General features: G+C 44.0%; 23 protein-coding genes, 1 other RNA gene, 1 pseudogene and 1 other annotated feature. Of the genes and pseudogenes, 22 read left to right on the forward strand and 3 right to left on the reverse strand.

Annotation, left to right across the window (positions count from 1 at the left end):
• The first annotated feature begins 339 nt into the window (after positions 1-339).
• Genes ruvA through yajC form a run of 6 tightly spaced genes read left to right on the forward strand, consistent with a single transcriptional unit; the run spans position 340 to position 4,737 of the window.
• A complete protein-coding gene (ruvA, locus tag ACFVSH_RS11780) occupies positions 340-954 on the forward strand; it encodes a Holliday junction branch migration protein RuvA (RefSeq protein ID WP_387604455.1) in 615 nt (204 codons plus the stop codon).
• Between the two features lie 11 nt (positions 955-965).
• Positions 966-1,964: a Holliday junction branch migration DNA helicase RuvB gene (gene ruvB, locus ACFVSH_RS11785; protein ID WP_048683716.1), complete on the forward strand. Its 999-nt coding sequence runs from the start codon at positions 966-968 to the stop codon at positions 1,962-1,964.
• Positions 1,961-2,167, forward strand: a complete 207-nt coding sequence (locus ACFVSH_RS11790; protein ID WP_034308809.1) for a DUF2905 domain-containing protein — start codon at positions 1,961-1,963, stop codon at positions 2,165-2,167. Before ruvB ends, ACFVSH_RS11790 begins: the two co-directional genes overlap by 4 nt.
• Before the next feature lie 38 nt (positions 2,168-2,205).
• Positions 2,206-3,234 (forward strand): tRNA preQ1(34) S-adenosylmethionine ribosyltransferase-isomerase QueA, encoded by a 1,029-nt coding sequence (queA, locus tag ACFVSH_RS11795; protein ID WP_387706020.1) that lies wholly within the window; start codon positions 2,206-2,208, stop codon positions 3,232-3,234.
• A gap of 36 nt (positions 3,235-3,270) precedes the next feature.
• A complete protein-coding gene (gene tgt / locus ACFVSH_RS11800) occupies positions 3,271-4,410 on the forward strand; it encodes a tRNA guanosine(34) transglycosylase Tgt (protein WP_076365000.1) in 1,140 nt (379 codons plus the stop codon).
• Positions 4,411-4,452: 42 nt separating this feature from the next.
• Positions 4,453-4,737 (forward strand): preprotein translocase subunit YajC, encoded by a 285-nt coding sequence (gene yajC, locus ACFVSH_RS11805; RefSeq protein ID WP_076365002.1) that lies wholly within the window; start codon positions 4,453-4,455, stop codon positions 4,735-4,737.
• A gap of 43 nt (positions 4,738-4,780) precedes the next feature.
• Here the strand turns inward: yajC and ACFVSH_RS11810 are convergent, their stop codons facing one another.
• The gene (locus ACFVSH_RS11810) at positions 4,781-5,152 is read right to left on the reverse strand and encodes a TIGR04086 family membrane protein (protein WP_260285439.1); all 372 of its coding nucleotides are present in this window, start codon (positions 5,150-5,152) and stop codon (positions 4,781-4,783) included.
• 173 nt (positions 5,153-5,325) lie between these two features.
• Between ACFVSH_RS11810 and ACFVSH_RS11815 the strand changes: the two genes are divergently transcribed.
• On the forward strand, positions 5,326-6,000 hold the full coding sequence (locus ACFVSH_RS11815) for a DUF421 domain-containing protein (protein ID WP_387604451.1): 675 nt from the start codon (positions 5,326-5,328) through the stop codon (positions 5,998-6,000).
• A gap of 28 nt (positions 6,001-6,028) precedes the next feature.
• On the opposite strand, the gene spoVB is transcribed toward ACFVSH_RS11815, so the two are convergent.
• On the reverse strand, positions 6,029-7,591 hold the full coding sequence (gene spoVB, locus ACFVSH_RS11820) for a stage V sporulation protein B (protein WP_387604449.1): 1,563 nt from the start codon (positions 7,589-7,591) through the stop codon (positions 6,029-6,031).
• 170 nt (positions 7,592-7,761) lie between these two features.
• Here spoVB and ACFVSH_RS11825 point away from each other — a divergent pair, with 170 nt between their 5' ends.
• The 6 genes from ACFVSH_RS11825 (at position 7,762) to dtd (ending at position 16,522) form a co-directional block, all read left to right on the forward strand.
• Positions 7,762-8,067: a post-transcriptional regulator gene (locus ACFVSH_RS11825; RefSeq protein WP_192205933.1), complete on the forward strand. Its 306-nt coding sequence runs from the start codon at positions 7,762-7,764 to the stop codon at positions 8,065-8,067.
• 195 nt (positions 8,068-8,262) lie between these two features.
• Complete coding sequence (gene secDF / locus ACFVSH_RS11830; protein ID WP_387706022.1) at positions 8,263-10,524, forward strand: protein translocase subunit SecDF; 2,262 nt, start codon at positions 8,263-8,265, stop codon at positions 10,522-10,524.
• A gap of 144 nt (positions 10,525-10,668) precedes the next feature.
• Positions 10,669-13,044 (forward strand): single-stranded-DNA-specific exonuclease RecJ, encoded by a 2,376-nt coding sequence (gene recJ / locus ACFVSH_RS11835; RefSeq protein WP_387706024.1) that lies wholly within the window; start codon positions 10,669-10,671, stop codon positions 13,042-13,044.
• Entirely contained in the window at positions 13,035-13,547 is a 513-nt protein-coding gene (locus ACFVSH_RS11840; protein ID WP_061464220.1) for an adenine phosphoribosyltransferase, read from the forward strand. Before recJ ends, ACFVSH_RS11840 begins: the two co-directional genes overlap by 10 nt.
• Before the next feature lie 317 nt (positions 13,548-13,864).
• Positions 13,865-16,063, forward strand: coding sequence for a RelA/SpoT family protein (locus tag ACFVSH_RS11845; protein ID WP_260285292.1), 2,199 nt, complete (start codon positions 13,865-13,867; stop codon positions 16,061-16,063).
• A 15-nt stretch (positions 16,064-16,078) separates the two neighbouring features.
• Positions 16,079-16,522, forward strand: coding sequence for a D-aminoacyl-tRNA deacylase (gene dtd / locus ACFVSH_RS11850; protein WP_387604444.1), 444 nt, complete (start codon positions 16,079-16,081; stop codon positions 16,520-16,522).
• A gap of 75 nt (positions 16,523-16,597) precedes the next feature.
• Here the strand turns inward: dtd and ACFVSH_RS11855 are convergent, their stop codons facing one another.
• Positions 16,598-18,367: an N-acetylmuramoyl-L-alanine amidase family protein gene (locus ACFVSH_RS11855; RefSeq protein WP_387706026.1), complete on the reverse strand. Its 1,770-nt coding sequence runs from the start codon at positions 18,365-18,367 to the stop codon at positions 16,598-16,600.
• 129 nt (positions 18,368-18,496) lie between these two features.
• On the opposite strand from ACFVSH_RS11855, the gene ACFVSH_RS11860 reads away from it, so the two are divergent.
• From ACFVSH_RS11860 to ACFVSH_RS11900, 9 genes and pseudogenes are all read left to right on the forward strand, one after another.
• Positions 18,497-18,670 (forward strand): hypothetical protein, encoded by a 174-nt coding sequence (locus ACFVSH_RS11860; protein WP_034308777.1) that lies wholly within the window; start codon positions 18,497-18,499, stop codon positions 18,668-18,670.
• A gap of 78 nt (positions 18,671-18,748) precedes the next feature.
• Positions 18,749-18,986, forward strand: a binding site (T-box leader).
• Between the two features lie 97 nt (positions 18,987-19,083).
• Positions 19,084-20,355 (forward strand): histidine--tRNA ligase, encoded by a 1,272-nt coding sequence (gene hisS, locus ACFVSH_RS11865; RefSeq protein WP_387706028.1) that lies wholly within the window; start codon positions 19,084-19,086, stop codon positions 20,353-20,355.
• Positions 20,356-20,367: 12 nt separating this feature from the next.
• Positions 20,368-22,137: an aspartate--tRNA ligase gene (gene aspS / locus ACFVSH_RS11870; protein ID WP_387706030.1), complete on the forward strand. Its 1,770-nt coding sequence runs from the start codon at positions 20,368-20,370 to the stop codon at positions 22,135-22,137.
• A gap of 86 nt (positions 22,138-22,223) precedes the next feature.
• A non-coding RNA gene (gene ssrS / locus ACFVSH_RS11875) (6S RNA) lies at positions 22,224-22,409 on the forward strand.
• Between the two features lie 187 nt (positions 22,410-22,596).
• Positions 22,597-22,809, forward strand: a pseudogene (locus tag ACFVSH_RS11880) (hypothetical protein); the annotation flags it as partial.
• A gap of 179 nt (positions 22,810-22,988) precedes the next feature.
• A complete protein-coding gene (locus tag ACFVSH_RS11885; protein ID WP_387706032.1) occupies positions 22,989-23,960 on the forward strand; it encodes a nuclease-related domain-containing protein in 972 nt (323 codons plus the stop codon).
• Between the two features lie 237 nt (positions 23,961-24,197).
• On the forward strand, positions 24,198-25,346 hold the full coding sequence (locus ACFVSH_RS11890; protein ID WP_387706034.1) for a M20 family metallopeptidase: 1,149 nt from the start codon (positions 24,198-24,200) through the stop codon (positions 25,344-25,346).
• 111 nt (positions 25,347-25,457) lie between these two features.
• Entirely contained in the window at positions 25,458-26,219 is a 762-nt protein-coding gene (locus ACFVSH_RS11895) for a tRNA threonylcarbamoyladenosine dehydratase (RefSeq protein ID WP_387706036.1), read from the forward strand.
• Between the two features lie 185 nt (positions 26,220-26,404).
• On the forward strand, positions 26,405-26,802 hold a 398-nt coding region (locus ACFVSH_RS11900), incomplete at its 3' end, for an ABC transporter substrate-binding protein (RefSeq protein ID WP_387706038.1).

The raw sequence follows: 26,802 nt of genomic DNA on the forward strand, positions 1-26,802 counted from the left end.
ATAAAAAACACCCCATAAATGTTAGTTGGTGTCTAACATTTACGGGGCAGTTCAACTCGATGAAAATCGGGTTTACTTGCAGTTTTTTTAGGGTTAGTACGATGTGAACGTTTACTCCTGTCACTTGCTTTCCCCGCGGGAGTCTAGTACACCCGTTCCAATCAACTTTTATAAAATTTGGGTAGAACCCCAATTGTCTACGAAGGGATAATACCCAAATGTAATGAAACGGGATATCCTCCATTGTAAAGTCTTTGCGCCCACTAAATAACTTTTAATGAACAACGCCCCTTTTTATGATAAAATGAGAGGTACAGCAAAATCAGGGAGAGAATTAATTTGTATGATTATATAAAAGGCAAGGTCGATTATATTGGGCCTGAATACATAGTTGTGGAAAATGGGGGAATCGGATATCAAGTGATGACACCGAATCCTTTTATTTTTTCCGCTCAATTCCAGAAAGAAATCCAAGTTTTCTTGTATCATTATGTTCGTGAGGATATGGTCGCATTATACGGGTTTCAGACTCGTCAAGAAAAGGCGTTATTCACAAAATTATTGAATGTAACGGGAATCGGGCCGAAGGGTGCTCTAGCCATATTGGCATCAGGCCAGGTTGATCAGGTGGTACAGGCGATCGAAAATGAAGATGAATCGTTTTTGGTGAAATTCCCGGGAGTCGGAAAGAAAACGGCACGGCAGATGATTCTCGATTTAAAAGGGAAACTTGAGAACATTATTCCGGATGCGTTTCCAAGCTTGTTTAACGAAGGCGTAACGGCTGCACTCAGTCCAAATGGCTATACGGAGGAATTGGATGAAGCCATTCTTGCATTGAAGGCTCTTGGTTATTCTGAAAAGGAAATCCAAAAGGTTGCCAAGAAATTGCAGGCTGAAGATATGACGACCGAGCAATATATTAAGAAAGCATTGCAAATGATGTTAAGATAAGGAGTGGCGCAATGGAGGAGAGAATATTCAATCAGGAAGCCGATTTGAACGAACTGTCCTTTGAACAAAGCCTGCGGCCGCAAAACTTAAAGCAATATATCGGACAGGATAAAGTGAAAGCGAATTTAAGTGTATACATCGAAGCGGCAAGAATGCGTGAAGAAACGCTCGATCATGTACTTTTATATGGACCGCCTGGTCTTGGAAAGACGACGCTTGCCGTCATCATCGCCAATGAAATGGGTGTGAATATCCGCACGACTTCCGGTCCCGCCATTGAGCGGCCGGGAGATCTGGCGGCCATTTTGAGTGCACTTGAACCAGGTGATGTATTATTCATCGATGAGATTCACCGTCTTCCGCGTGTCGTTGAAGAAGTGCTATATCCGGCTATGGAGGACTTCTGTCTGGATATTGTAGTCGGTAAGGGACCGGAAGCCCGTTCGATCAGGATCGACTTGCCGCCGTTCACCCTCGTAGGGGCCACGACACGTGCAGGCTCATTGTCTGCACCGCTCAGGGACCGGTTTGGCGTTTTGAGCCGGCTTGAATATTACACGGAAAACCATTTGACTGATATCATCATCCGTACAGCAAGAATCATGGATACGGAAATGGATGGTCAAGCAGCGGCCGAGCTTGCAAGAAGGTCAAGGGGCACCCCGAGAATTGCCAATCGGCTTTTACGGAGGGTCCGGGATTTCGCCCAGGTGCGCGGTGATGGTACGATAACGGCCGAGCTTGCCGATTATGCGCTTGAATTAATGCAGGTCGACCGTTTAGGACTCGATCATATTGACCATAAATTACTTAAAGGGATCATTGAAAAATTCCGTGGCGGACCAGTGGGTCTGGAAACGATTGCTGCAACGATTGGCGAAGAGGCACATACGATCGAAGATGTGTATGAACCATATCTGTTACAAGTCGGTTTTCTTCAGCGTACCCCAAGAGGCCGGATGGCAACACAGCTAGTTTATGAGCATTTCGGCATGGAGATGCCTGAATGATGAATATACCAAAGATGGTTATGATTCTGGGTGTGATTATATTCGTGATTGGTTTTGCGATGAAATATATTCATCTCGGCAGGCTGCCGGGAGATATTTTTCTGAAAAAGGGGAATACGACGTTTTACTTTCCTATCGTTACATCAATCATCGTCAGTGTTGTGTTGTCCGCGATTTTTTATTTGATCGGCCGTTTTAAATAATGATTACAGCTTGATAGACATGTAAGGAAGTGGAACAGATGAAATTGGATATGTTTGATTTTCATTTACCGGAGGAACTGATTGCCCAAGTTCCTTTGGAGGAAAGGGAAGCTAGTAGATTGATGGTGCTGGACAAAGAAACCGGTAAGCTTCAGCATGATGTATTCAGCCATATTACGGAATATATCAAACCGGGAGATTGCCTGGTGTTGAATGATACGAAGGTGCTTCCGGCCCGACTATACGGCAGTAAAGAAGGAACCGGTGCAAAAATCGAAGTATTGCTGCTTAAGCAAGAGCATGATGATGTATGGGAAACGCTTGTGAAGCCGGCCAAACGGATTAAAGAAGGATCGACGATTGTTTTTGGCGATGGTAAGCTGAGTGCCGTTTGTACAGGCGTGCTCGAGCATGGCGGCCGAATCCTCGAATTTAAATATGACGGCATATTTTATGAAATACTGGAGAAGCTTGGCGAAATGCCGTTACCTCCATACATCAAGGAGCAGCTCGACGACCAGGACCGCTATCAAACGGTATATGCGCGTGAACGTGGATCTGCAGCGGCACCTACCGCTGGCCTGCATTTTACGGAGGATTTACTTGAGAAACTTAAAGGGATGGGTGTCCACATTGCCTTCATCACGCTGCATGTTGGACTTGGTACATTCCGTCCAGTGAGTGTCGACGATATTGACAGCCACGAAATGCATTCGGAATTTTATCAAATGACGGAAGGCACAGCCAGATTGCTGAATGATGTGAAAGCTAAGGGCGGGAAAATCATTACGGTCGGCACAACGTCCACAAGGACATTGGAAACGATTGCGTCCCGCAATGATGGGGTTTTCAAGGAAGAGAATGGCTGGACGAGCATCTTCATTTATCCTGGTTATGAGTTCAAAGGGATCGATGCGATGATAACGAACTTCCATTTGCCCAAATCTACTTTAATCATGCTTATTTCTGCACTCGCAGGCAGGGAGCAGGTCCTACATGCTTATGAAACGGCTGTGGAAGAAAAATACAGGTTCTTTAGTTTTGGAGATGCAATGTTAATTAAGTAATATAAGAGTGTGAGGCTCTTGAAGGGAGTTATTGCGTTGACTGCAATACGATATGAGTTAATCAAAACATGTAAACAGACAGGGGCAAGGCTAGGCCGCGTCCATACGCCGCATGGTTCTTTTGAAACGCCGGCATTTATGCCGGTTGGAACGATGGCTACTGTCAAAACGATGTCCCCGGAAGATTTGAAACAAATGGGGGCAGGAATCATCCTGAGCAATACGTACCACCTATGGCTGCGTCCGGGGCATGAAATCATCAAGGAAGCTGGCGGATTGCATAAGTTCATGAACTGGGATCGGGCGATTTTGACCGACTCAGGCGGCTTTCAGGTCTTCAGTTTGAGCGAGTTCCGTAAAATTGAAGAAGAGGGCGTGCATTTCAGGAACCATCTGAATGGCGATAAATTATTCTTATCTCCGGAAAAAGCGATGGAAATACAAAATGCGCTTGGTTCCGATATTATGATGGCATTCGATGAATGTCCTCCATTTCCGGCGACTGAAGAGTATATGAAGAAGTCGGTAGAACGGACGTCGCGCTGGGCGGAACGCTGTTTGAATGCACATGAGCGCCCAAATGACCAAGGTCTGTTCGGAATCGTTCAAGGCGGGGAGTTTGAAAATCTTCGCAAACAAAGTGCAAAAGACCTTGTCTCCCTTGACTTCCCGGGTTATGCTATTGGAGGACTATCCGTAGGGGAACCGAAGGATATCATGAACCGCGTCCTTGAGTTTACAAGTCCGCTTTTGCCAACTGACAAACCGCGTTACCTTATGGGAGTCGGTTCACCGGATTCATTGATCGATGGTGCACTCCGCGGCATCGATATGTTTGACTGTGTACTGCCGACGCGAATTGCGCGTAATGGTACGCTCATGACAAGCAATGGGCGTCTGGTTGTGAAAAATGCGAAGTATGCACGCGATTTCGGTCCAATCGATGAAAATTGCGATTGCCATGTTTGCAAGAATTATAGCCGGGCATATATCCGCCACTTGATTAAATGTGAAGAAACCTTTGGGATTCGTCTTACGACTTACCATAATCTTCACTTTCTGTTAAACTTGATGGAACAGGTCAGACAAGCTATTCGAGAAGATCGTCTTGGAGACTTTAGGGAAGAGTTTTTTGAGCAGTATGGTTTCAATGAACCAAATGCGAGAAACTTCTAATTCCATAAATATTTTAATGAACGAAAGGAGTGAATATACAAAATGGGTTCTTTAACACAAATACTTCCATTGATTTTAATGTTCGTATTGTTCTATTTCTTATTGATCCGCCCGCAGCAAAAACGCCAAAAGGCTACGCAAAGCATGCAAAGCAGTTTGAAAAAAGGTGATAAAGTTGCTACAATCGGCGGCATGCACGGAACAATCGATGCAATCGATGACCTGAAAATCGTCATTAAATCACCAGACGGCACAAAACTGACTTTTGACCGTGCAGCAATCCGTGAAATTACGGAAAGCGCACCGAATAAAGAAGTATCCGTATAAAACAAACGAAAACCGGGCCATGTGCCCGGTTTTCGTTTGTTTTTTAATCGGGACGGGAGTCGGAACTCATGTTGACCCCAAGCACGCCGCCCATCATGGCCGTAATCACAAAACAGCCATAGTATATCCATTGCTTGATGGTGAAGAGTGCATCGTGGCCTAAATATTGAAAAAGGAACACGACCAACAGATAAAGCAGCCCAGTGCTCCCGCCCAAGAATAGTCCTTGCTTTTTCCCTTTGCCTCCTGAAATGAATCCACCAATGAACAGCGATAAAAAGGACACGATCATGATCACGTATGTCAGGGATGATTCCGTCAATGAAGTAAAACGAAGAAGGATGGAAACGATTAAACTAGCAATCATCGCTATGACAAAGATGGAGCCTACGCCATAAATCACGGCGACACTCATTTTTTTAGTTTCGATGGGTATTCCTCCTTTTTGAAAGGCTGATACGTATAGCCTGTTTATGTGTTTGTACAAGCATATTCCCGATATCGAACCTTTAGACCAGGTTTAAGGAGCTTCCCGCAAAATTAGAAAAGATTGTGGAGTAATTTTTCAGCTCCCAAGCCATGCTATGGATGAAGGAGTGTTATTCATTGGATACCCTGGCTATTATTTTTAGAACAACAGTGATCTATCTAGTCATATTATTACTTTTCCGATTGATGGGTAAGCGGGAAGTTGGGGAACTGAGCATACTTGATTTGGTGGTATCCATCATGATAGGGGACATCGCCGTCCTTTCCTTTGAAGATTTGGAAAAACCATTTTTCAGGCAAACCATACCGATGTTCGTACTTGCTTTCATCCAAATAATCATGGCCTACATTTCATTGAAAAGCATAAGATTTCGAAACATCGTGGACGGTAAGCCGCAGATCATCATCAATCAAGGGAGAATAGATGAAAAAGCGATGCGTAGGCAAAGGTATAATTTCGATGATTTATTGACCCAGCTGCGTGAACAGGGGATAAGTGATTTAAATGAAGTGCAATTCGCCATCCTCGAATCCTCAGGAAAGCTTTCGATCATCAAGCATACCAAAGGTAAAAGGTCTAAAACCAAGGAAACACCTTATCCCCTTATAATAGACGGGGAAATACAGGAGAGGAATCTCGATAGAATTGGCAAAAATCATTTTTGGCTCCGGCACCAGTTGAAAAAACGGGGAGAGACTAAGATTACAGAGATTTCGATTTGTGGGTACATAGATGGCCAATTCTATATCGATAAAAATGAAACGAAGAAATGACCGAAGCCTTTTAATGCTTCGGTTCATTTTATTTCCAAGCGAATTTTGATAAAAAGCCGCCCACTACAGGAATCCTGATCAGATCCGCCTTTTTTATGCTGCCGGTCATGAGCAGGGAAAATGTGAACAGCAGGATAACGATTGTCACGGAAAACATAAGCCGTGTGCCAAGTGGCAGTGAGGAGAGCGGGAATTGATAAAGATAATAACCGCCCCATCCTGAAATTAAAGCAAGGACCAAAGCGGATATATAGCTGCGGAAATGAAGCGTGAAAGGAACGACCTTCAGCACGGTTGAAAAATGCAGGAAGGTAACGAGCATCGTACCGACAGCTATCCCCACTGCGGCACCCATGATCCCGAAACTTTCCTTTGACGCGAGCAGCCAGATCACACCGATTTTAAGGATGTTCCCAGCCAGGCTGTTGAACATTGCGGCCTTTGCAAGATCCAATGCTTGCAGCATGGATTGCAGCGGATATTGAAAGTAATAAAGAATGAAAAAAGGTGCCAGGAATTTAATGAAAACAGCAGCATGCGAAGAGCCATACATGACTTGTAAAATCGGTTCGGCAAAGATGAACAGAATGACGATAGCTAAGCAGCCTGTGATAAAGGTGATTTTCAGGGCCTGCTGAAGCCTGTGTTCAACGAGTAAAAAGTTTCCGGTCGTACGGGCTTCACTCACAGCCGGGACAAGTGCCGTCGCCAATGATGATGTAACGAAAGATGGAAGCATGAGTAAAGGCAGTGCGTACCCTGTAAGCTCCCCGTATTGACTGGTGGCTGCGGCTGCGGTGACTCCGGCGATTGCCAAACTTTGGGCGACCACTATCGGTTCAAAAAACCACGAAACCGATCCGATCATCCTGCTTCCGGTGGAGGGAAGGGCGATCCCCATCAATTCCGTGAACGTTCCTTTTCCGGATTTGACATTCTTGAAGAAACCCTTTCTGAACTTAAAATGTTTCTTTAATTTAAAGCTTGTCAATAAGTAGAAGAGGGATACAAGTTCACCGATAATCGATGCGAACATTGCACCGGCTGCTGCATATTCAATTCCATATGGCAAAAAGGCCTTCGTCAGGACGGCTATGAAAGTGATTCTGGCCACCTGTTCGATAACTTGGGAGAAAGCGAAGGGCTTCATATTTTGCTTGCCTTGGAAATAACCGCGCAGTACGGATGAGATGGCGATGATCGGTACGATAGGGGCAATCGCCATGAGCGGCCATACCGTCCGTTCATCAGTGAATAGGTAATCTGATAAAATCGGCGCGAAAAGCAGCATCGCAGGAGTGAAAATCAACGATAAAGTAATGGTGCAGGCCAAAGAGACGACAAGGATTTTCTTGATTTTCCGCTCATCACCTCTGGCATTGGCCTCAGCCACATATTTCGAAATGGCGATTGGCAGGCCTAACTGGGTTATGTTCACGACGAGAAAGAGGGTCGGTAAAGCCATCATATATAAACCAACGCCTTCTTCGCCGATGAAGCGGGCGATGACAATGCGGTTAATGAAACCAAGAACCCTTGTAATCAGGCTTGCGATTAATAAAATCAGCGTCCCTTTTAAAAATTTGGACATAGAACTCCCTCCCTGCCTTCTCAAAAAAGCGGTTATGCTATACAATTATCTATATGCTTGTACTTGGACAAAGCATGACAAAAGTGTTTGTTTGCGTTCTAACAAATGATCGAAACCCTTCTAAGAAAATGCGCATTCATTTGAGAATCATTTTTACTGGAGGCAAAGTGATGGCAAAAAAGAATCATCCCTATCAAAGGTATTATCTAAAGGTACGTCCATTTTTGAAGAGCAAGCGTGAGGAATTCCAAATGGTCGGATTGAATGCCGTAACGGAGGAAGACATTTGGGGAACATTAACGAAAAATAAATGGAAGCGTCCGCAGGAAAATATTCACCTTCATGAACTTGTCGCAGATATCGTGACATTTTCGAGCAATCAGTTCATGAACTTCCAAATGGTTGAAGCATATAAATCACCAAATCTATTTGAGCCGCTTTCTGAAGAAGAACTGAAGGAACTTTTTAAAGAATAGGGCAAAGATATACTTAAATTGACAGCTGTTTGTATATGACTCATAATAGATATGGTTATGCTTTTTTTGGAAAAAGCAGGGAAGCTGTATCCTTTTTCTCAAGAAGCAAAGGGTTTGCAGTTATCATATAAACTAAAAATGACAGTTTTTTTAACTTCAGGAACAGGCGTATTATAGAAAGGGGCCTACTACATAATGGTAAAAAGAAGCAGGATCGTTGCGTTTTTTCTAATCGCACTATTGATTTTCGCAGCGATGGGGACGACTTCAAAAGGAATCCTAAAGGATATCAAGCTCGGTCTTGATCTTCAAGGCGGTTTTGAAGTGTTATATGAAGTAAAACCGCTGTCTGGGGAAAAGATCACCCCGGATGTTTTACGGGCTACAGTAAGCTCGCTTGAGCGGCGTGTCAATGTTTTGGGCGTTAGCGAACCTAACATTCAAATCGAAGGGAAAGACCGGATTCGCGTTCAATTGGCTGGAGTCAAAGATCAAAACAACGCTCGCGAAATCCTCTCGACACAAGCTAAATTATCCTTCCGTGACTACAACGATAAGGAAATGATGACCGGTGCCGACCTGAAAGAAGGCGGCGCAAAACAAACGTTCCAAGAGAATAAACCGGTTGTTGAAGTCACATTGAAAAACGTAAATAAATTTAAGGACATCACTCAAAAAATATCCTCGATGCCAAGGCCGACTAATGTACTTGCAATCTGGCTGGATTTCGAGGAAGGAAAAGATTCTATTAAAGATACGTCTTCCCAAGACAATATGATTTCAGCTCCATCTGTCAAGGAAGTTTTCAATACAAACAAGGTGTTTATTACCGGTCAATTCACGGTGGAAGAAGCGAAAGAGCTTGCAGCCCTTCTTAATGCCGGTGCTTTGCCTGTAGATTTAAAAGAAAAGTATTCCACTTCTGTAGGTGCCCAGTTCGGTGCGGGTGCACTGAATGATACTATTTTCGCAGGAATCATCGGAATTGCACTTGTTTTTATCTTCATGCTTGTGTATTACCGCTTCCCGGGATTCATTGCGGTCGTCACGTTGAGCATATACCTTTTCTTGACGCTTTTAGTGTTTGATTGGATGAATGCGGTCCTTACGCTGCCTGGTATTGCAGCATTGGTACTCGGGGTCGGGATGGCCGTCGACGCCAATATCATAACCTATGAGCGGATCAGGGATGAATTGAAACTTGGCAGATCGGTTAAAGCGGCTTATAAAGAAGGTACCAAGAATTCACTTGGTACAATCATGGATGCGAACTTAACGACCCTGCTGGCTGCGGCTGTTCTGTTCTATTATGGAACAAGCTCGGTTAAAGGGTTTGCCACCACTTTGATCATTTCGATTTTAATGAGTTTCATTACAGCCGTCTATGGTACACGCCTCTTCATGAGCCTGTGGGTGAATAGCGGGTTCCTGGACAAACGTGCATCATGGTTTGGCGTAAAGAAGAAATACATTCACGATTTATCCAAGAAAATGGATTTAATGTCATTGCCAACACGCTTTGATAAAATTGATTTCGTCAAACATCGGAAAGTTTTTTATGGCATTTCAATCGGTGTCACCATTATCGGGATCATTTTCCTGCTCGTCTTCAGATTGAATCTTGGGATTGATTTCACAAGCGGTACCCGAATCGAGATTGCGTCCAAAGACGTTTTGACGACTCAGCAAGTCAAAACCGAAATGGAAAAGGTCGGTATCGACGCGGATGATATCAAGGATGTCAGGCTCGCTGGTAAAGACAATAAAAATGCTGTCGTTCGGACAGTCGGTGTCCTCGATAAACAGGAAATCGCTGAATTGAAGGACCATTTCAAGAAGGATTACGGAGCGGAACCGAATGTCAGCACCGTATCACCGACTGTAGGAAAAGAGCTTGCGAAAAATGCCATGTATGCTTTAGCGATCGCATCAATCGGAATCATATTGTATGTATCGATACGATTTGAATGGCGAATGGCCGTACCGGCCGTGGTCGCGCTCATACATGATGCCTTCTTCATCATCACGATTTTTAGCTTGCTCCGGCTCGAAGTGGATATCACCTTCATTGCTGCGGTTCTGACGATCGTCGGTTATTCGATCAATGATACGATCGTAACCTTTGACCGTATTCGTGAAAACCTGCGCTTCAGCCGTAAAATCAAAACCGTCGAAGAACTTGAGAACATTGTGAACATCAGTATCAGGCAAACTTTGACGAGATCCATTAATACGGTTCTGACCGTTCTCATCACGGTCATCGCATTGATGATCTTCGGCAGTGAAGCTATCCGTAACTTCTCCATTGCCCTGTTTATCGGTTTAATTTGCGGCGTGTATTCATCGCTATTGATCGCTTCCCAATTCTGGCTTGATTTGAAAATCAGGGAATTGAAGAAGAAAGGTCCGCTGAATACCGCGAAAGAAAAGAAACAAAGTCTTGAAGGACAAGTTTAATAGGTGAAAGGGGGCTGGCATGATGCCAGCCTTCTTTTTGTTGACTAAGCTTATCGAACAGGGGATGCAGCCAATTATGAGTTTAAAATAAAATTGAAACTGGTATATTCGTTTTGTATAATGAGTAAGTTGAGGGGTGAATAAATGTTAAAGCCAAAAACCCGGTGGAACATACGAACTGCCGATGAAAACAAAGTTGCTGTACTAGCTGAAGAGCTTCATATCACACCTTTGGTTGCAGCCCTGCTTGTGAATCGAGGCCTGGATACGATTGAAAGTGCCCGATCATTTTTATTTGTAAAAAATCAAACTTTTCATGATCCATTTTTATTGAAGGATATGGATAAAGCAGTATATAGAATAAAAGAAGCGATTCAAAATGGAGAGAAAATACGTATATTCGGTGATTATGATGCGGATGGCGTGACATCGACCACAGTGATGATGACGGCGCTGACGAGATTGGGGGCCGATGTTGACTTTTATATCCCGAATCGGTTTACAGAAGGATATGGCCCGAATCCAATGGCATTCCGCCTCGCAGCTGAGCAAGGGGTGAAGGTATTAATAACCGTCGATACCGGAATTTCTGCAGTCGATGAAGCGAAACTTGCCGGCGAGCTTGGCATGGATTATATTTTGACCGACCACCATGAACCGGGACCGGAACTGCCTGAGGCATTGGCAATCATCCATCCTAAACTTGAGGACAGTTCCTATCCATTCAAAGAGCTTGCCGGAGTAGGGGTCGCATTTAAGCTGGCACACGCCTTGCTTGGGGAATTGCCTGAGGATTTGCTTGAGATAGCGGCAATCGGCACGATAGCGGATTTAGTGCCTTTACAAGGGGAGAACCGCGTCATTGCCGCGAAAGGCATCGAGCAGTTACGTTTGACGCGCCGCCCGGGACTTGTTGCCTTAATGAAAGTGGCGAATGTTCAGCAGGAAGCATTGAATGAAGAATCGATCGGCTTTGCGATGGCACCGCGGATCAATGCTGTCGGGCGCCTTGGAGATGCCGATCCCGCTGTCGATTTACTGTTGTCACAAAGTCTGGAAGAAGCGATTGAACTTGCCAATGAAATCAATGATATCAATAAAGAGCGACAGGAAATGGTTGCGGCAATGGCGGAAGAAGCGATTGCTGAAGTCGAGGAAAACTTCCCGCCGGAGTCCAATGGTGTACTCATCATCGGCAGGGAAGGCTGGAACGCCGGAGTTGTGGGGATTGTGGCCTCTAAACTTGTTGAACGCTTTTACCGGCCAACGATTGTATTGAGCTATGACCGGGAAAAGGGGTTAGCTAAAGGCTCTGCCCGGAGCATCGCCGGTTTCGATCTATTTCAAAGTCTTTCCGCCTGCCGTGAAATGCTGCCTCATTTCGGTGGACATCCGATGGCTGCTGGAATGACTTTGAAAATTGAAGATGTTCAGGAGCTCAGGGACCGCATGAACTTGATTGCGAAGGAACAACTGAACGAAGAAGACTTCACACCCATTACAAACTTGGACGGGGCAACGACTTTAGCTGAAGTTTCCATTCAAACGATTCAGGAGATGAGCTTGCTGGCGCCATTTGGGGTTACGAATCCTAAGCCGAAGATTTTGATAGATTCCGTCCAGCTTTCAAGTGTCCGCAAAATTGGTGCGAACCAAAATCACTTGAAGGTCCAGCTCGAAGATGGTGATAGTCACAAACTAGACGGTGTGGGCTTCGGTCTCGGCCATTTTGTCGATGAAATTGCTCCGCACGCTGAAGTCTCTGTTATTGGTGAGCTTTCCATCAATGAGTGGAATAATATGAAAAAGCCCCAGATCTTTGTCCAGGATGTCTCGGTGAACCATTGGCAGTTATTCGATTACCGCGGCAAAGGACAGGCAGAGAAGTGGCTTGCCGACATTCCTGTACAAAACCGGAAAATCGTCATTTTCTCGGAAGATATTTATCGCAGATACCCCTTTTTGCAAAAACATCCAGATCTTGTTCTTATCAAGAATGAACTGGATGCTGAGCAGCTCGACTGCTTCGAAGGTCATTTGGCATTCATGGACATGCCGCCGTCCAGGGAATATTTGAAACGGGTGATCGCCAATAAGAACCCTTCGCGTATCTACGCTCACTTTTCCCATGAACAGGACCATTTCTTAAGTACGATGCCAACAAGGGATCATTTTAAATGGTTCTATGCCTTCCTTGCCAAAAAAGGTCCGCTCGATGTGAAAAGATACGGTGATGACCTGGCCAAATATCGCGGCTGGTCAAGAGATACAGTGGATTTTATTTCTAAGGTGTTTTTTGAGCTTGATTTTGTTACAATAGAGAATGGGTTAATTATGCTCACAACCAATGCGAAAAAACGCGATCTCAGCGAATCTGAATCGTATACAAGAAAGAAAGAGCAATTTGAGCTTGAACAAGAGCTTGTTTATTCTTCCTATCAGCAATTATTCGATTGGTTCAATCATTATTTAGCTCATGAGGCAACAGACCTTGAGGAGGAAACAAAGCAATGGATTTAAAGCAATATGTAACAATTGTGCAAGACTGGCCAAAACCGGGTATTGTCTTCAAAGACATTACAACATTAATGGATAACGGTGCAGCTTATAAATACGCAACAGACCAAATCGTCGAGTACGCCCGCGATAAAAATATCGACTTGGTGGTAGGGCCTGAAGCACGCGGATTCATTATCGGATGTCCAGTCGCATACTCATTGGAAGTGGGCTTTGCGCCAGTGAGAAAAGAAGGAAAACTTCCACGTGAAACGATAAAAGTCGAATATGGATTAGAATATGGCAAGGATGTATTGACAATCCATAAAGATGCCATTAAACCGGGACAGCGTATCCTGATCACGGATGATTTGCTTGCTACCGGGGGAACAATCGAAGCGACGATCAAATTGGTTGAACAGCTTGGCGGAATTGTAGCCGGGATTGCATTCCTTATTGAATTGACAGACTTGGATGGTAAAGATAAATTAGACGGCTATGATGTCTTGACATTAATGAGCTTTTAATAAACGAGAGCACTCACCAGGGTGCTCTTTTTCTATTTTTACTCATTTTAGCTGGATTTTGTCGAATTTCCAGTGAAAAAATGCTCTATTCTTCATAAAATACACGTTTAACTCTTTACATCCTTGCCTTTTTTTTCGATAATAGTAATAATAAAGAGTTTTTCTGCTAATAAGTTTATTTGCACTTTTATCCGTTTAAGCGGATTTATTTTTTTTCGCAAAAATTGTCACGTTTTGCAGAATAAAGGGAAGTGCTACCAATCATACTCAATCCGGATCATATCCGGTGGCAGTTAAAGTGGGGTTAAGGTGATTAAATGGCTAATGATCAAATATTGACTGCCGAGCAGGTTGTGGAACGGGCCAGCTTATATCTTCAGCCGGAAGAAGCTGAATTTATCCATAGAGCGTTTAAGTATGCAGAGTATGCTCACCGAGAACAATTCCGTAAATCGGGAGAGCCGTATATTATTCATCCGATTCAAGTGGCGGGCATTCTGGCTGATCTTGAAATGGACCCTGCAACCATTGCGGCAGGTTTTTTACATGATGTTGTTGAAGACACGGAGATCACTTTGAAGGATATTGAAGAAAATTTCAGTCCTGAAGTCGCCATGCTTGTGGATGGCGTGACCAAGTTAGGGAAAATCAAATATAAATCACAGCAGGAGCAACAGGCGGAAAACCATCGGAAAATGTTCGTGGCGATGGCCCAGGATATACGGGTCATCTTGATCAAGCTTGCGGACAGACTGCATAATATGCGGACATTGAAGCATCTGCCGCAGGAAAAGCAGAGAAGGATATCGAACGAAACGTTGGAAATCTTCGCACCGCTTGCCCATCGTCTTGGTATCAGCACGATTAAATGGGAACTGGAGGATACTGCACTAAGGTATTTGAATCCTCAGCAGTATTACCGAATCGTTAACCTGATGAAGAAAAAGCGTGCAGAACGTGAAAAGTATCTGGAAGAAGTCATTGATGAAGTGCGTAAAAACGTTGAGGAAGTCAACATTAAAGCTGACCTTTCCGGCAGACCGAAACATATATACAGCATTTATCGTAAAATGGCTTTGCAGAATAAGCAGTTCAGCGAAATTTATGATTTGCTTGCAGTTCGGATCGTCGTCAATAGCATAAAAGATTGCTATGCCGTTTTAGGGATCATCCATACATGCTGGAAGCCGATGCCTGGCCGATTCAAAGACTATATCGCGATGCCGAAGCCGAATATGTATCAATCACTTCATACGACGGTGATCGGACCGAAAGGCGATCCGCTGGAAGTGCAGATCCGAACTTCCGATATGCACCGCATTGCCGAGTTCGGGGTTGCCGCGCACTGGGCTTATAAAGAGGGAAAAGATGTCGGTGAACAGCCTTCACTGGAAGAAAAATTGACTTGGTTCCGGGAAATTCTTGAATTCCAGGATGATGCGACTAATGCCGAGGAATTCATGGAATCCCTTAAAATAGATCTTTTTTCCGATATGGTATTCATTTTCACTCCAAAAGGCGATGTCATCGAACTGCCATCAGGATCCAACCCGATTGATTTCGCTTACCGGATTCACTCGGAAATCGGAAATAAAACGATTGGTGCCAAAGTGAACGGGAAAATGGTACCGCTGGATTATAAACTGAAAACTGGCGACATCATAGAAATCTTAACATCGAAGCATTCATATGGTCCAAGCCAGGATTGGCTTAAGCTAACGCAAACATCTCAAGCGAAAAATAAGATCCGCCAATTCTTCAAGAAGCAGCGCCGGGAAGAAAATATCGAAAAAGGCAAAGAGCTTGTTGAAAAGGAAATCAAGGATATGGATTTCGACCTGAAGGAAATCCTGACTGCCGAGAATATCAGGCGTGTTGCGGATAAATTCAACTTCCTGAATGAAGAGGATATGTATGCCGCAGTCGGATATAACGGAATAACAGCCCTTCAGGTGGCCAACCGCCTTACTGAAAAATGGCGTAAGCAGAAAATGGTAGAGCAAGAAGCAGATATTTCTGAAGCGGTAGCCGATCTGAAAACCTTCTCCAATACATCTAAAAAACGTGACTCAGGCGTACAGGTACCGGGGATTGATAACCTGCTTATCCGTTTATCACGCTGTTGCAACCCAGTTCCAGGGGACGAAATCGTTGGTTATATAACCAAAGGCCGTGGAGTTTCAGTTCATAGACAAGATTGCCCGAACCTAGATAGCGGGGATGCCGATCATCGCCTCGTACCGGTTGAATGGGAAAGTACGATTAACGAACGCAAGGAATACATCGTTGAAATTGAAATCAGCGGCTATGACCGCCGCGGCTTATTAAACGAAGTGCTGCAAGCCGTCAATGAAACCAAGACCAACATTTCAGCGGTCTCGGGTAAATCCGACAGGAATAAGGTGGCGACCATTCACATGTCGATTTATATTCATAACATTGCCCATTTACAAAAGGTCGTCGACCGCATAAAACAAATTTCGGATGTTTATTCCGTCAGAAGGATAATGAACTAAGGAGTTTTTATTGCCATGCGAGTTGTTTTACAACGTTCCAAAGCGGCAAAAGTAGTTGTCGCAGACCAAATAATCGGGCAAATCGACAGCGGGCTCGTCCTGTTGGTTGGTATCACCCATGGGGATACCATCGATGACGCAGCCTATTTGGCCGATAAGATTGTCAATCTAAGAATATTTGAAGATGAAAATGAAAAGATGAACCATTCACTATTGGATGTGGGAGGTTCGATTTTATCAGTTTCACAATTCACCTTATACGGCGATTGCCGTAAAGGCCGTCGACCCAACTTCATGGACGCCGCCCGTCCTGAAGAGGCGAATGAATTATATGAAGCATTTAACGAGGAACTTCGCAAGAAAGGCGTCCATACGGAAACAGGTCAATTCGGTGCCATGATGGATGTTCAGCTTACTAATGACGGTCCCGTTACATTAATGCTTGAAAGCAAAAAATAACCTGCAGCGGCAGGTTTTTTTGTTGGTGTGAGAGAAGAAAAGCCAGCTTCGATGCGAAGCTGGCTTTTCTTCTCTTTATTTAAAATACCGCGCCAATCCATTATAGATGGCCGATGTGACTTTTTCTTGATATTCATTCGATGTTAACGTCAATTCTTCCACTGGATTACTTAAATAACCTAGTTCAATGAGTGTAGCCACCCGTTTATTTTCACGGATAACATGGAAATTCCCGTAACGTGATCCACGATTGGGCACCTGCATGGTAGAACCGAGTGAATTGGCCAGTGTAGCCGCCAAGGCACGCTGATAGTCATGATAGTAGTATGATGTTATCCCGCTGGTGATCTGGTCCTTGGTGCTATCATAATGGAGGCTGATGAAAGCATCCGCGTTATGTATATGTGAAGTGCTGACCCGGGAAGGGAGTGGAACATAGGTATTTCCGCTTCTGGTCAGAATCACTTTAGCTCCTGCCGCCTGAAGTTTGTCACGCAGCAATTCTGCCGTTCGAGTCGTCAGGTTTTTCTCAAGTGTTCCACCGACGCCGATTGTACCGCTATCCCTGCCGCCATGGCCGGGATCGATCACAATGGTTTTATCCTTTAAGTATTTCTCAACGCCAGGCCGTTGGATCTGCTCGGAATTCCCTTCGATCGTCACGATCCATCCGGCCACATAAGCTGTTTTTCCGCTCTTAAGTTTAATGGAATACCAGTCGCCTTCCATACCCGATGCGGAGAAAGTTTCACCTGTATTGGCCTGCTTTACAATCTCTGAGTTGCCATCAGGCTCGCTTCTAAGGATCGTACCATCATGAATGATGGTAATCTTGTTTCCTTTTACATCAACCTTTTTTTCCTTCCCCGTTTCTTCAGCACTCTCTTTTTCCAGGTACCAACTCACGACCCAGCCCTTTTTTGAACCGGAGAGCTTTATTTGTGTCATATTTCCCTTTGTTTGCAGAACGGCGTAAGTCTCATCCTTGTTCACCGAACCGATGACCTTGCTTGAGAGAGAGGCTTCTTTCCTGACATTTAAACCCGTAGCGGTCACCCTTGCGGTGGCGCCTGCCGTATCATTTTTCATATCAGCTTTATCATCGTTTACTTGTATGTAAGATTCAGCTACCCAACCGCGGACTCCTTGGAAATCAATTTCAGCCCATTCATTTTCAACCCTGTAAACGGTCACTGACGTATTTTTATTCAGCTTTCCGAGCGAGGCACTGCTTGTGGATGGTTCCGAACGGACATTGAGCCGATCAACCAAAGTTACACCGGTTTTTACGGATTGATTCGTTTCTTTTTCCTTAGTTGAATCTTTCTTCACTGCATTTCCTGATGCGGCGGGAAGCTTCAAGTAGTCAGATGAGACCCAGCCTTCGATATCAGCCATTTCGACCTTTATCCAATTTTCATTCTTTTCAATGATGTCAACAGCCGTTCCTTTACTCAAGGACCCAACCGTTTGAAATGTAGTGCCGGGACCTGTGCGGACACGGACGGAGCTGCCTGTTATCACGCCTTGTCCGGATTCTTTTTTGACCTGAGTGGTTTCAGACCCCGTTTGTTTCTCCACTAACCAATTGGCAACCCATCCCGTTTTGCCGACGCCGATCCGGATTTCGATCCAGTCGCCATCCTCATTCAGAATGGGATACGATTCCCCTTTTTCCAGTTTTTTTACGATAGGGAAACTGAGGCCTGCACCTTCACGGACATTGACCACTTGGGTCGTTACGATATTTTCCCCTTCATCTTTTCCAAAAGCGTGATTGATGGGGAAAATCGCTGAGAATATCAGCATCAGTGTCAGGCTGAATAAACCCGATTTCTTCTTCATAAGTTGTCTCTCCCTTTTAATGTCTATAAAGTATGTATTCTCGTTCAATGAAAATTTCCCTCTTTCCCTGTGCAAAAAACATTTTTTTTGGGAAAGAATAGAGCTTATATAACTCTAGGAGGGAACCACATGAAATTCAGCGAAAAAGATCAAACGAGCTTAAGCGGAGGCAATCAAGTACTGGGTGTCGATTTTCACGATTTCATTCAAAAGGAACAAAGCGCAAACCTTGTTGAATTGGCATCCGAATTCGGGGTCAATGTCCGGACGATCAAAAATTTGAAAAAACGTTTGAACCAATAAAATGCGACAAAATCCTCAGTCTGCCTTGACATTTGATGTTAACGTCCGTATGATTATAAAATATCAGACTTATTACTGCAATAACCAATGATGGAGAAGAGTAATTAAGAAACACATGAAAAGAGAGGAAATGCCGAGGCTGAAAGCATTCCACATGATGACTTAATGAAAGAACCCTCCGTAGGCTTCACTCCGAACGGATTTACTTAATAGGAGATGGACGTAAAACAGGCGTTAACTGTTCTTGAGCGGGGGCACTTTTTCTTGTGCTTCAACTAGGGTGGCACCACGGGATATCCAAACTCTCGTCCCTTGTAACGGATAAGTTACAAGGGGCGGGAGTTTTTTGTTTGGAAAAAATCAGTATAGCGCCGTATCAGAAATGGCGTCTTGCTTTAAAGGAGGAAACACACATGTCTATTCAGATTCCTAGAGGTACCCAGGATTTATTGCCTGGCCAAACGGAAATTTGGCAGTATATCGAGAACACAGCGCGTGAGATTTGTCACCGTTACCAATATAAAGAAATCCGCACACCGATTTTTGAACATACGGAATTATTTTTACGTGGTGTAGGGGATACAACCGATATCGTCCAAAAAGAAATGTATTCATTTCAAGATCGCGGTGAAAGGAACTTAACCCTTCGTCCTGAAGGCACTGCATCGGTTGTACGGTCATATATCGAGAACAAAATGTTCGGGTGGGCCAATCAACCGGTCAAGCTTTATTATATCGGGCCGATGTTCCGTTACGAACGTCCGCAAGCAGGCCGGTTCCGCCAGTTCGTTCAATTCGGCATCGAAGCTTTAGGAAGCAAGGATCCCGGAATCGATGCAGAGGTTCTGTCACTTGCGATGAACCTTTACAAGGAACTTGGTTTGAAAAAGCTGAAACTTGTGATCAACAGCCTTGGTGATAAGGAAAGCCGGACAGCGCATCGCAATGCGTTAATCAAACATTTCCAACCGCGCATCGGCGAGTTTTGCGGCGATTGTCAAAACCGTCTCGAAAAAAATCCTTTGCGTATCCTGGATTGCAAAAAGGATCACGATCACGAATTGATGAACACGGCTCCTTCCATCATTGAATATTTAAATGATGAATCCCGTATTTATTTCGAAAAGGTGAAACAGCACTTAACCGATTTGGAAATCGATTTCGTCGAAGATCCGACCCTAGTGCGTGGCTTGGATTACTATAATCATACCGCATTTGAAATCATGAGTGATGCAGAAGGCTTTGGCGCCATAACTACCCTTTGCGGAGGCGGCCGTTATAACGGGCTAGCTGAAGAACTTGGCGGACCGGAAACACCAGGAATCGGCTTTGCACTTAGCATTGAACGCCTGATTGCTGCCCTCCAAGCAGAAAGCATCGAGCTTCCGATCAAAAAGGGAATTGACTGCTATCTTGTTTCATTAGGTGAAACAGCCAAGGATTATACCGTCAAACTTGCCCATCAATTGCGGAATGCCGGTTTTACCGTCGAAAAAGACTATCAAGACCGTAAAGTGAAAGCACAATTCAAATCAGCCGACCGCCTTGAAGCAAGATATGTGGCGACACTCGGGGATGATGAATTGGCAAATAATAAAATCAATGTGAAGTTCATGGAAACCGGTGAACAAGTCCAAATGGATCTTGCTACATTCGTAGAACAATTCAAAAAGCTTCAGGCTTAAGGGGGAAATACCATGTTTGGCAGAACATACTTCAATGGTGAAGTGACAGAAGCAGCTATTGGTGAAAAAGTAACATTAAAAGGATGGGTACAAAAACGTCGGGATTTGGGCGGGGTCATTTTTATCGACCTACGTGACAGAAGCGGAGTCGTCCAAGTCGTTTTCAATCCGGACATCTCGGCAGGTGCACTGGCCACAGCCGAAAAAATCCGTAATGAATACGTCCTTGATATCCAAGGAACAGTCATCAAACGTGATGAAGCCAACTTCAATCCGAACGTAACAACAGGGACCGTCGAAGTTCAAGCTGAAAACGTTACAATTTTAAACGAAGCAAAGACCCCTCCATTCATCATTGATGAAAGAACCGATGTATCAGAAGATATCCGCTTGAAATATCGTTATTTGGACCTGCGTCGCCCAGCGATGTTCGAAACGCTGAAAATGCGTAACCAAACAACAAAAGCGATCCGTGATTACTTGGACGGTGAAGGCTTCCTTGATATCGAAACACCTATCTTAACGAAAAGCACACCTGAAGGAGCACGTGATTATTTAGTGCCTAGCCGTGTACACGAAGGTGAGTTCTATGCACTTCCGCAGTCACCGCAAATCTTCAAGCAGCTATTGATGGTATCCGGTTTCGAACGTTATTATCAAATTGCCCGCTGCTTCCGTGATGAAGACTTACGTGCTGACAGACAGCCTGAATTCACGCAAATCGATATTGAAACAAGCTTCATGAGCCAAGAAGATATCATCAACACCGCTGAAAACATGATGGCTAAAGTGATGAAAGAAGTAAAAGGATTGGACGTAACACTGCCATTCCCTAGAATGACGTACAATGAAGCGATGAGCCGTTACGGTTCCGACAAACCGGATACACGTTTCGGAATGGAACTTAAAGATGTTTCCGAAATCGTCAAAGACAGTGACTTCAAAGTGTTCACCGGCGCTGTTGCAAACGGCGGACAAGTTAAGGCGATCGTCGTTAAGGACGGAAATGCGGACTATTCCCGTAAAGATATTGATGCATTGGCTGAATTCGCAGCGATTTACGGTGCAAAAGGCCTTGCATGGCTGAAAGTTGAAGAAGACGGCGTAAAAGGGCCAATCGCCAAATTCTTCGCAGAAGATCAAGAGCAATTAGTATCTGCATTGGAAGCTGAAGTGGGCGATTTAATTTTATTCGTCGCAGATAAGAAAGGCATAGTTGCCGATGCACTTGGTGCACTTCGCAACAAGCTTGGTAAAGAAAGAGGCTTGATTGATCAAAGCAAATTCAACTTCCTATGGGTGACGGACTGGCCATTATTTGAATATGACGAAGAAGAAGGACGCTACTATGCAGCACACCATCCATTCACAATGCCATTCCGTGAAGACATGGACAAACTGGAATCAGACCCAGCAAGCGTCCGTGCACAAGCATATGACCTTGTCTTGAACGGCTACGAACTTGGCGGTGGATCACTGCGGATATTCGAACGCGACGTTCAGGAAAAAATGTTCAAAGTACTTGGATTCTCCGAAGAAGAAGCAAACGCACAATTCGGCTTCCTAATGGATGCATTCGAATACGGAACGCCGCCACACGGCGGGATTGCCCTTGGACTGGACCGCATGGTCATGCTGCTTGCAGGCCGTACGAACCTACGCGACACCATCGCGTTCCCGAAAACAGCAAGCGCAAGCGACCTGCTCGTTGACGCACCAAGTACTGTAAGTGACAAGCAATTGGCCGAACTTAACCTAAGACTTGCTGCACTTAAAAAATAATTCATTTGGAAAAAATATGAAAAAATACCTAGGTGTTTTTTCTTGAAACAGTGTTAAGCATTATGATATGATGTCTTCAATAAGTAAGAGTCCTGATGTGTTCGTTCTTTAACCTATAAGTTTTGACCGAACACTTATAGTTACCGGGAGCACTAGTTTCCTGGCCGCGTAAAAGCCTCCCTCGAAGAGGACTTACAAACGCGAGGAACCGAGCACCCACCTGCGGAGAGCGGGTTCAAAACAAAGGCGTAAACGGCACAATTGGGACTCTTACACCTTACAAAGCAACTCATGTTAAACAACATGGGTTTTTTTGTGCGTCAAAATGGTTAACTCAAGAGTAAATGGCGTTAATCTACGAGTAAAACGCAAATTTACGAGTAAATGGTGCAAACTCACGAGTAAAAGGTGAGAATTCACGAGTAAACAGCGTAAATTCACGAGTAAAACGCAAATTCACGAGTAAACAGTGGAAACTCACGAGTAAATGGCGCGAACTCACGAGCAAAAAGCGTAAATTCGCGAGTAAATGGCGCAAACTCACGAGTAAACAGCGTAAATTCACGAGTAAATGACACAAACTCACGAGTAAACAGCGTAAATTCGCGAGTAAAACGCAAATTCACGAGTAAACAGCGTAAACTCACGAGTAAAACGCAAATTCACGAGTAAACAGTGGAAACTCACGAGTAAATGGCGCGAATTCACGAGTAAATGGTGCAAATTCACGAGTAAGCTACAAATCTCATGAATTAAATAGCGCAAACTCACAGTAAAACGAGTGATTTCATTTCCTAGCAGGAAAAAAGGGCATTTATAAAGAAGCTAACGGAGAAGGAGTTGATGTATGGATGCTAAAACCGTGTGAAATGCCTATGAAAATGCTCAAACTGGAGGCATTAAGCAGGAGGCTTTCAGCCAATCATCCAAAACAGGAAAGAATCAGGAACGACTTCCAGAAAATCCGTGCAGGATATAACGGGGAGCGGAGTATCGGAAAAGAGCTGAAGAATCTTCCGAAAGAATATTGTGTATTTCATGATTTGAGATTAAGCTGCGATGGGAGCCGATATTTTCAATTGGATTTCCTAATATTCACCCGGAATTACGGTATCATCATTGAAGTGAAAAATTTTGCGGGAACGCTCTATTTTGACCGCACCTATCCCCAATTGATTCGGACAAAAGATGGACAGGAACAGGCATATCTGGATCCGCTAATCCAGGTTGACGTGCAAAAATCCCGATTAAATGATTGGCTTACTTTTAACAATTTCCCCTCGTTGCCGATTGAAACGCTCATTGCCAATGCAAACTCGAATACCATCATCAGGACTACCCCAGGTTTTACCCCCATTTTCAAAAAAATCACGGGAAAAGAAACTCTGTTAACCAAAATTCACACTCTTGAAGAAAAGTATCCTCCTGAGCTATTAACCCAAAGGCAAAGGAATAGACTTTCGAACACGATTCTGCATAAAAACACTCCTCATAATCCTGATATACTCGAATTGTATCAAATTGATGAGCAAGATCTGCTCAAAAGCGTTCAATGTCCTGAATGCTCTGCTCCCCATATGCAATATCACTGGGGCAAATGGGCACGCAGTCAATGTTCTTACGCCGCGAAAGATGCCCACATTCAAACTCTTCGTGATTTTGCTCTCCTCATAAAACCCAATATAACAAATAAACAAGCACGGCTCTTTTTACAAATCGATTCAATTGATATCATGCAACGGATGCTATCTGCACTGGAATTGCCTTATTCGGGGCAATTTAAAAATAGAGTTTATAAACTTGATGGATTAATTCACGAGTAAACAGCGTAAACTCACGAGTAAATGACGCAAATTCACGAGTAAACAGCCCAAATTCACGAGTAAATAGTGCAAACTAGCGAGTAAACAGCCCAAACTCACCAGTAAAAACCCCAAACTAACGAAAAAATCCCAAAAACCATCGAATTAACTTAAATTCCAGCATTTAAGTAACATTCCGCAATATAGATTCGTAAATTATAGTAAGGTTGAGCGATAGTCAGCCAAGGATAGAAAGTAGTGAGGGCATTGAAAGATTTATTGTATGCAAAGAGGATGGAAATGCTTCAATTAGTGGAGCGGCTAGTGAATATAGATAGTGGTTCTCATACGAAAAAGGGTATTGATGAAATTGGTTCGATTTTAAAAGCGAAATTTGAAAGTCTGGATTTTATTGTGAATATCGTTGAGCAACAGAATCATGGCAATCAGCTGGTCATCCAGCATCGTGATGCGCATCAGCCGCATATTCTGGTCGTCGCCCATATGGATACGGTTTTTCCGGAAGGCACAGCGCAAAAACGTCCTTTTAAAGTGAAAGGAAGTCGGGCATACGGTCCTGGTGTAGCGGATATGAAGTCCAGTTTGGTTGAGCTTTTTTATGCGGTCCTTTGCTTGAAACAGACGGGGCAGACAGGCTATAAGCATATCCAAATCATTCTTAATAGTGATGAGGAGATCGGATCTCCGTCGTCCGCTTCACTCATATCCGAAAAAGCGGCCAATAAGAAGTTCGCGTTAATTCTTGAACCGGCTAGGACGGATGGTTCTCTTGTCACGGCAAGAAGAGGCTGCGGTCAGTTTAAAGTGGATATCGTCGGGGTGGCTGCCCATTCAGGAATCGAACCGGAAAAGGGACGAAGTGCGATTGAAGAATTGGCCCATAAGATCATCGCCTTACACCGGTTGAATGATCAACAGAAAGGAATCAGTGTCAATGTTGGCATGATTGAAGGAGGTTCCGCTGTCAATACAATCGCTTCCCATGCTGCTGCTTTTGTGGATGTGCGGATTTCGGAAAAAAAACAGGAAGGCATCATCCTCCAGCAACTTAAAAAAATCTGTGCTGAAACCTATATTCCAGGAACGAAAACGACATTAAGCGGGAAAATGGACCGGTCCCCCATGGAAAAAAATGTGAAAACTAACTTGCTTTTAGAGACGATCCGTCAGGCCGGGAAGGAAATCGGCATCGAGATCACGGATACGGCCACGGGTGGAGGTTCGGATGCTTCCATCACGTCTGATTTGGGAATTGCGACAGTGGATGGGCTCGGGCCAATTGGAGGTAATGCACATAGTGAAGAGGAGTATTTGGAAATTCCAAGCCTGACGGAAAGGACTCTCCTATTGGCAACCATCATTCAAAAATTATCAAAAATGACCTAGTGCACCAATTCCGATTAGACTGCTCATATTTCGCTTGTCATTAATGATGTTTATGATATATTGTTAATTGGGAAGCTAAATAAGAACAGAATTTATTGGAGTTGAATATATATGCTGCATCAGTTTTCACGAAATGAATTGGCAATTGGCAAGGAAGGAATCGATATTCTGAAAAATACGACCGTTGCTGTCCTGGGTGTTGGAGGCGTTGGTTCATTTTCAGCCGAAGCATTGGCACGTACCGGGGTAGGCCGTATTATTCTTGTGGATAAAGACGATGTCGACATCACGAATGTAAACAGGCAGATCCATGCTCTATTATCAACAGTCGGTCAACCGAAAGCGGAATTGATGAAAAATCGCATTCAAGATATCAATCCCGACTGCGAAGTGATCGCTCTTAAAATGTTCTATACAGAAGGGACGTTTGAAGAATTCTTCAGTTATGGCCTGGACTATGTCATTGATGCATCGGATACGGTCATTTATAAGATCCATGTGATGAAGGAATGCCTGAAACGGAATATCAAGGTGATTTCAAGCATGGGGGCCGCTAATAAGATGGACCCGACGCGTTTTCAAATTGCCGATATCTCCAAAACGCATACAGATCCGCTTGCCAAGGTCATTCGTACTAGATTGCGTAAAGAGGGCATACCAAAGGGAATTCCCGTTGTTTTCTCCGACGAGAGCCCTATTGTCATTCGTGAGGATGTCAGAAAAGAAGTCGGCAATGATGAGGCAAAAATCCGTAAAGCCCAAATGCCACCGTCTTCGAATGCTTTCGTACCATCCGTTGCAGGTTTAATTGCAGCAAGCTGGGTGATCAATGATATATTGAAAGACATTGAAGTTCGCCGTGTAAATGATTGATAAAAATTAACTGACTCTATAAAGGGTCAGTTTTTTTTGTCGAATAGTAGATATTCCTTTTAATAACTTTTTTATCCATATCATATAGACGGGGTCGAAAGAATGAGATACACTATTTTCAGAATATTGTTTTTATTCAGATATTCTGTTTGTTTAAAAGAACACACAAAACAAGGGGGTTTCAAATGAAGAAGAAAAAGCTAGCAGGAGTGTTTCTATCACTTTCATTGGTTGCAGGGGCGCTGGCGGGTTGTAGCGGCGACTCGAAAACTAGCAGTTCAGGCGGAGGTTCTTCAAATTCGGATGACACAATCAAAATTGGGGCCAACCTTGAATTGTCTGGTGGTACGGCATCATTCGGCCAATCGGCTGCAGATGGTTTGAAACTGGCCATCGAAGAGATTAATAAAGAGGGCATCAATGGTAAGAAACTGGAAATCGTTAAGGTTGATAATAAATCAGATGCAGCAGAAGCTACAAGCGGTTCGATCAAGTTAGTCAGCCAGGACAAGGTTGTGGCTGTAGTCGGATCTGCGACAAGCACGAATACATTGGCACAGGTTCAAGTCGCACAAGATAATAA

This window comes from Peribacillus sp. NPDC058002, from assembly GCF_042886655.1.
GTDB lineage: Bacteria > Bacillota > Bacilli > Bacillales > DSM-1321 > Peribacillus > Peribacillus aracenensis.

Excerpts from the sequence above, each read along its gene's own strand:
- hisS (WP_387706028.1), top strand. The coding sequence starts at position 19,084 with ATGTCTATTCAGATTCCTAGAGGTACCCAGGATTTATTGCCTGGCCAA.
- aspS (WP_387706030.1), top strand. The coding sequence starts at position 20,368 with ATGTTTGGCAGAACATACTTCAATGGTGAAGTGACAGAAGCAGCTATT.
- ACFVSH_RS11860 (WP_034308777.1), top strand. The coding sequence starts at position 18,497 with ATGAAATTCAGCGAAAAAGATCAAACGAGCTTAAGCGGAGGCAATCAA.
- ACFVSH_RS11885 (WP_387706032.1), top strand. The coding sequence starts at position 22,989 with ATGCTAAAACCGTGTGAAATGCCTATGAAAATGCTCAAACTGGAGGCA.
- ACFVSH_RS11815 (WP_387604451.1), top strand. The coding sequence starts at position 5,326 with ATGAAGGAGTGTTATTCATTGGATACCCTGGCTATTATTTTTAGAACA.
- queA (WP_387706020.1), top strand. The coding sequence starts at position 2,206 with ATGAAATTGGATATGTTTGATTTTCATTTACCGGAGGAACTGATTGCC.
- ACFVSH_RS11825 (WP_192205933.1), top strand. The coding sequence starts at position 7,762 with ATGGCAAAAAAGAATCATCCCTATCAAAGGTATTATCTAAAGGTACGT.
- yajC (WP_076365002.1), top strand. The coding sequence starts at position 4,453 with ATGGGTTCTTTAACACAAATACTTCCATTGATTTTAATGTTCGTATTG.
- ruvB (WP_048683716.1), top strand. The coding sequence starts at position 966 with ATGGAGGAGAGAATATTCAATCAGGAAGCCGATTTGAACGAACTGTCC.
- ACFVSH_RS11810 (WP_260285439.1), bottom strand. The coding sequence starts at position 5,152 with ATGAGTGTCGCCGTGATTTATGGCGTAGGCTCCATCTTTGTCATAGCG.
- spoVB (WP_387604449.1), bottom strand. The coding sequence starts at position 7,591 with ATGTCCAAATTTTTAAAAGGGACGCTGATTTTATTAATCGCAAGCCTG.
- ACFVSH_RS11790 (WP_034308809.1), top strand. The coding sequence starts at position 1,961 with ATGATGAATATACCAAAGATGGTTATGATTCTGGGTGTGATTATATTC.
- ACFVSH_RS11840 (WP_061464220.1), top strand. The coding sequence starts at position 13,035 with ATGGATTTAAAGCAATATGTAACAATTGTGCAAGACTGGCCAAAACCG.
- ACFVSH_RS11845 (WP_260285292.1), top strand. The coding sequence starts at position 13,865 with ATGGCTAATGATCAAATATTGACTGCCGAGCAGGTTGTGGAACGGGCC.
- ACFVSH_RS11855 (WP_387706026.1), bottom strand. The coding sequence starts at position 18,367 with ATGAAGAAGAAATCGGGTTTATTCAGCCTGACACTGATGCTGATATTC.
- secDF (WP_387706022.1), top strand. The coding sequence starts at position 8,263 with ATGGTAAAAAGAAGCAGGATCGTTGCGTTTTTTCTAATCGCACTATTG.
- ACFVSH_RS11895 (WP_387706036.1), top strand. The coding sequence starts at position 25,458 with ATGCTGCATCAGTTTTCACGAAATGAATTGGCAATTGGCAAGGAAGGA.
- recJ (WP_387706024.1), top strand. The coding sequence starts at position 10,669 with ATGTTAAAGCCAAAAACCCGGTGGAACATACGAACTGCCGATGAAAAC.
- dtd (WP_387604444.1), top strand. The coding sequence starts at position 16,079 with ATGCGAGTTGTTTTACAACGTTCCAAAGCGGCAAAAGTAGTTGTCGCA.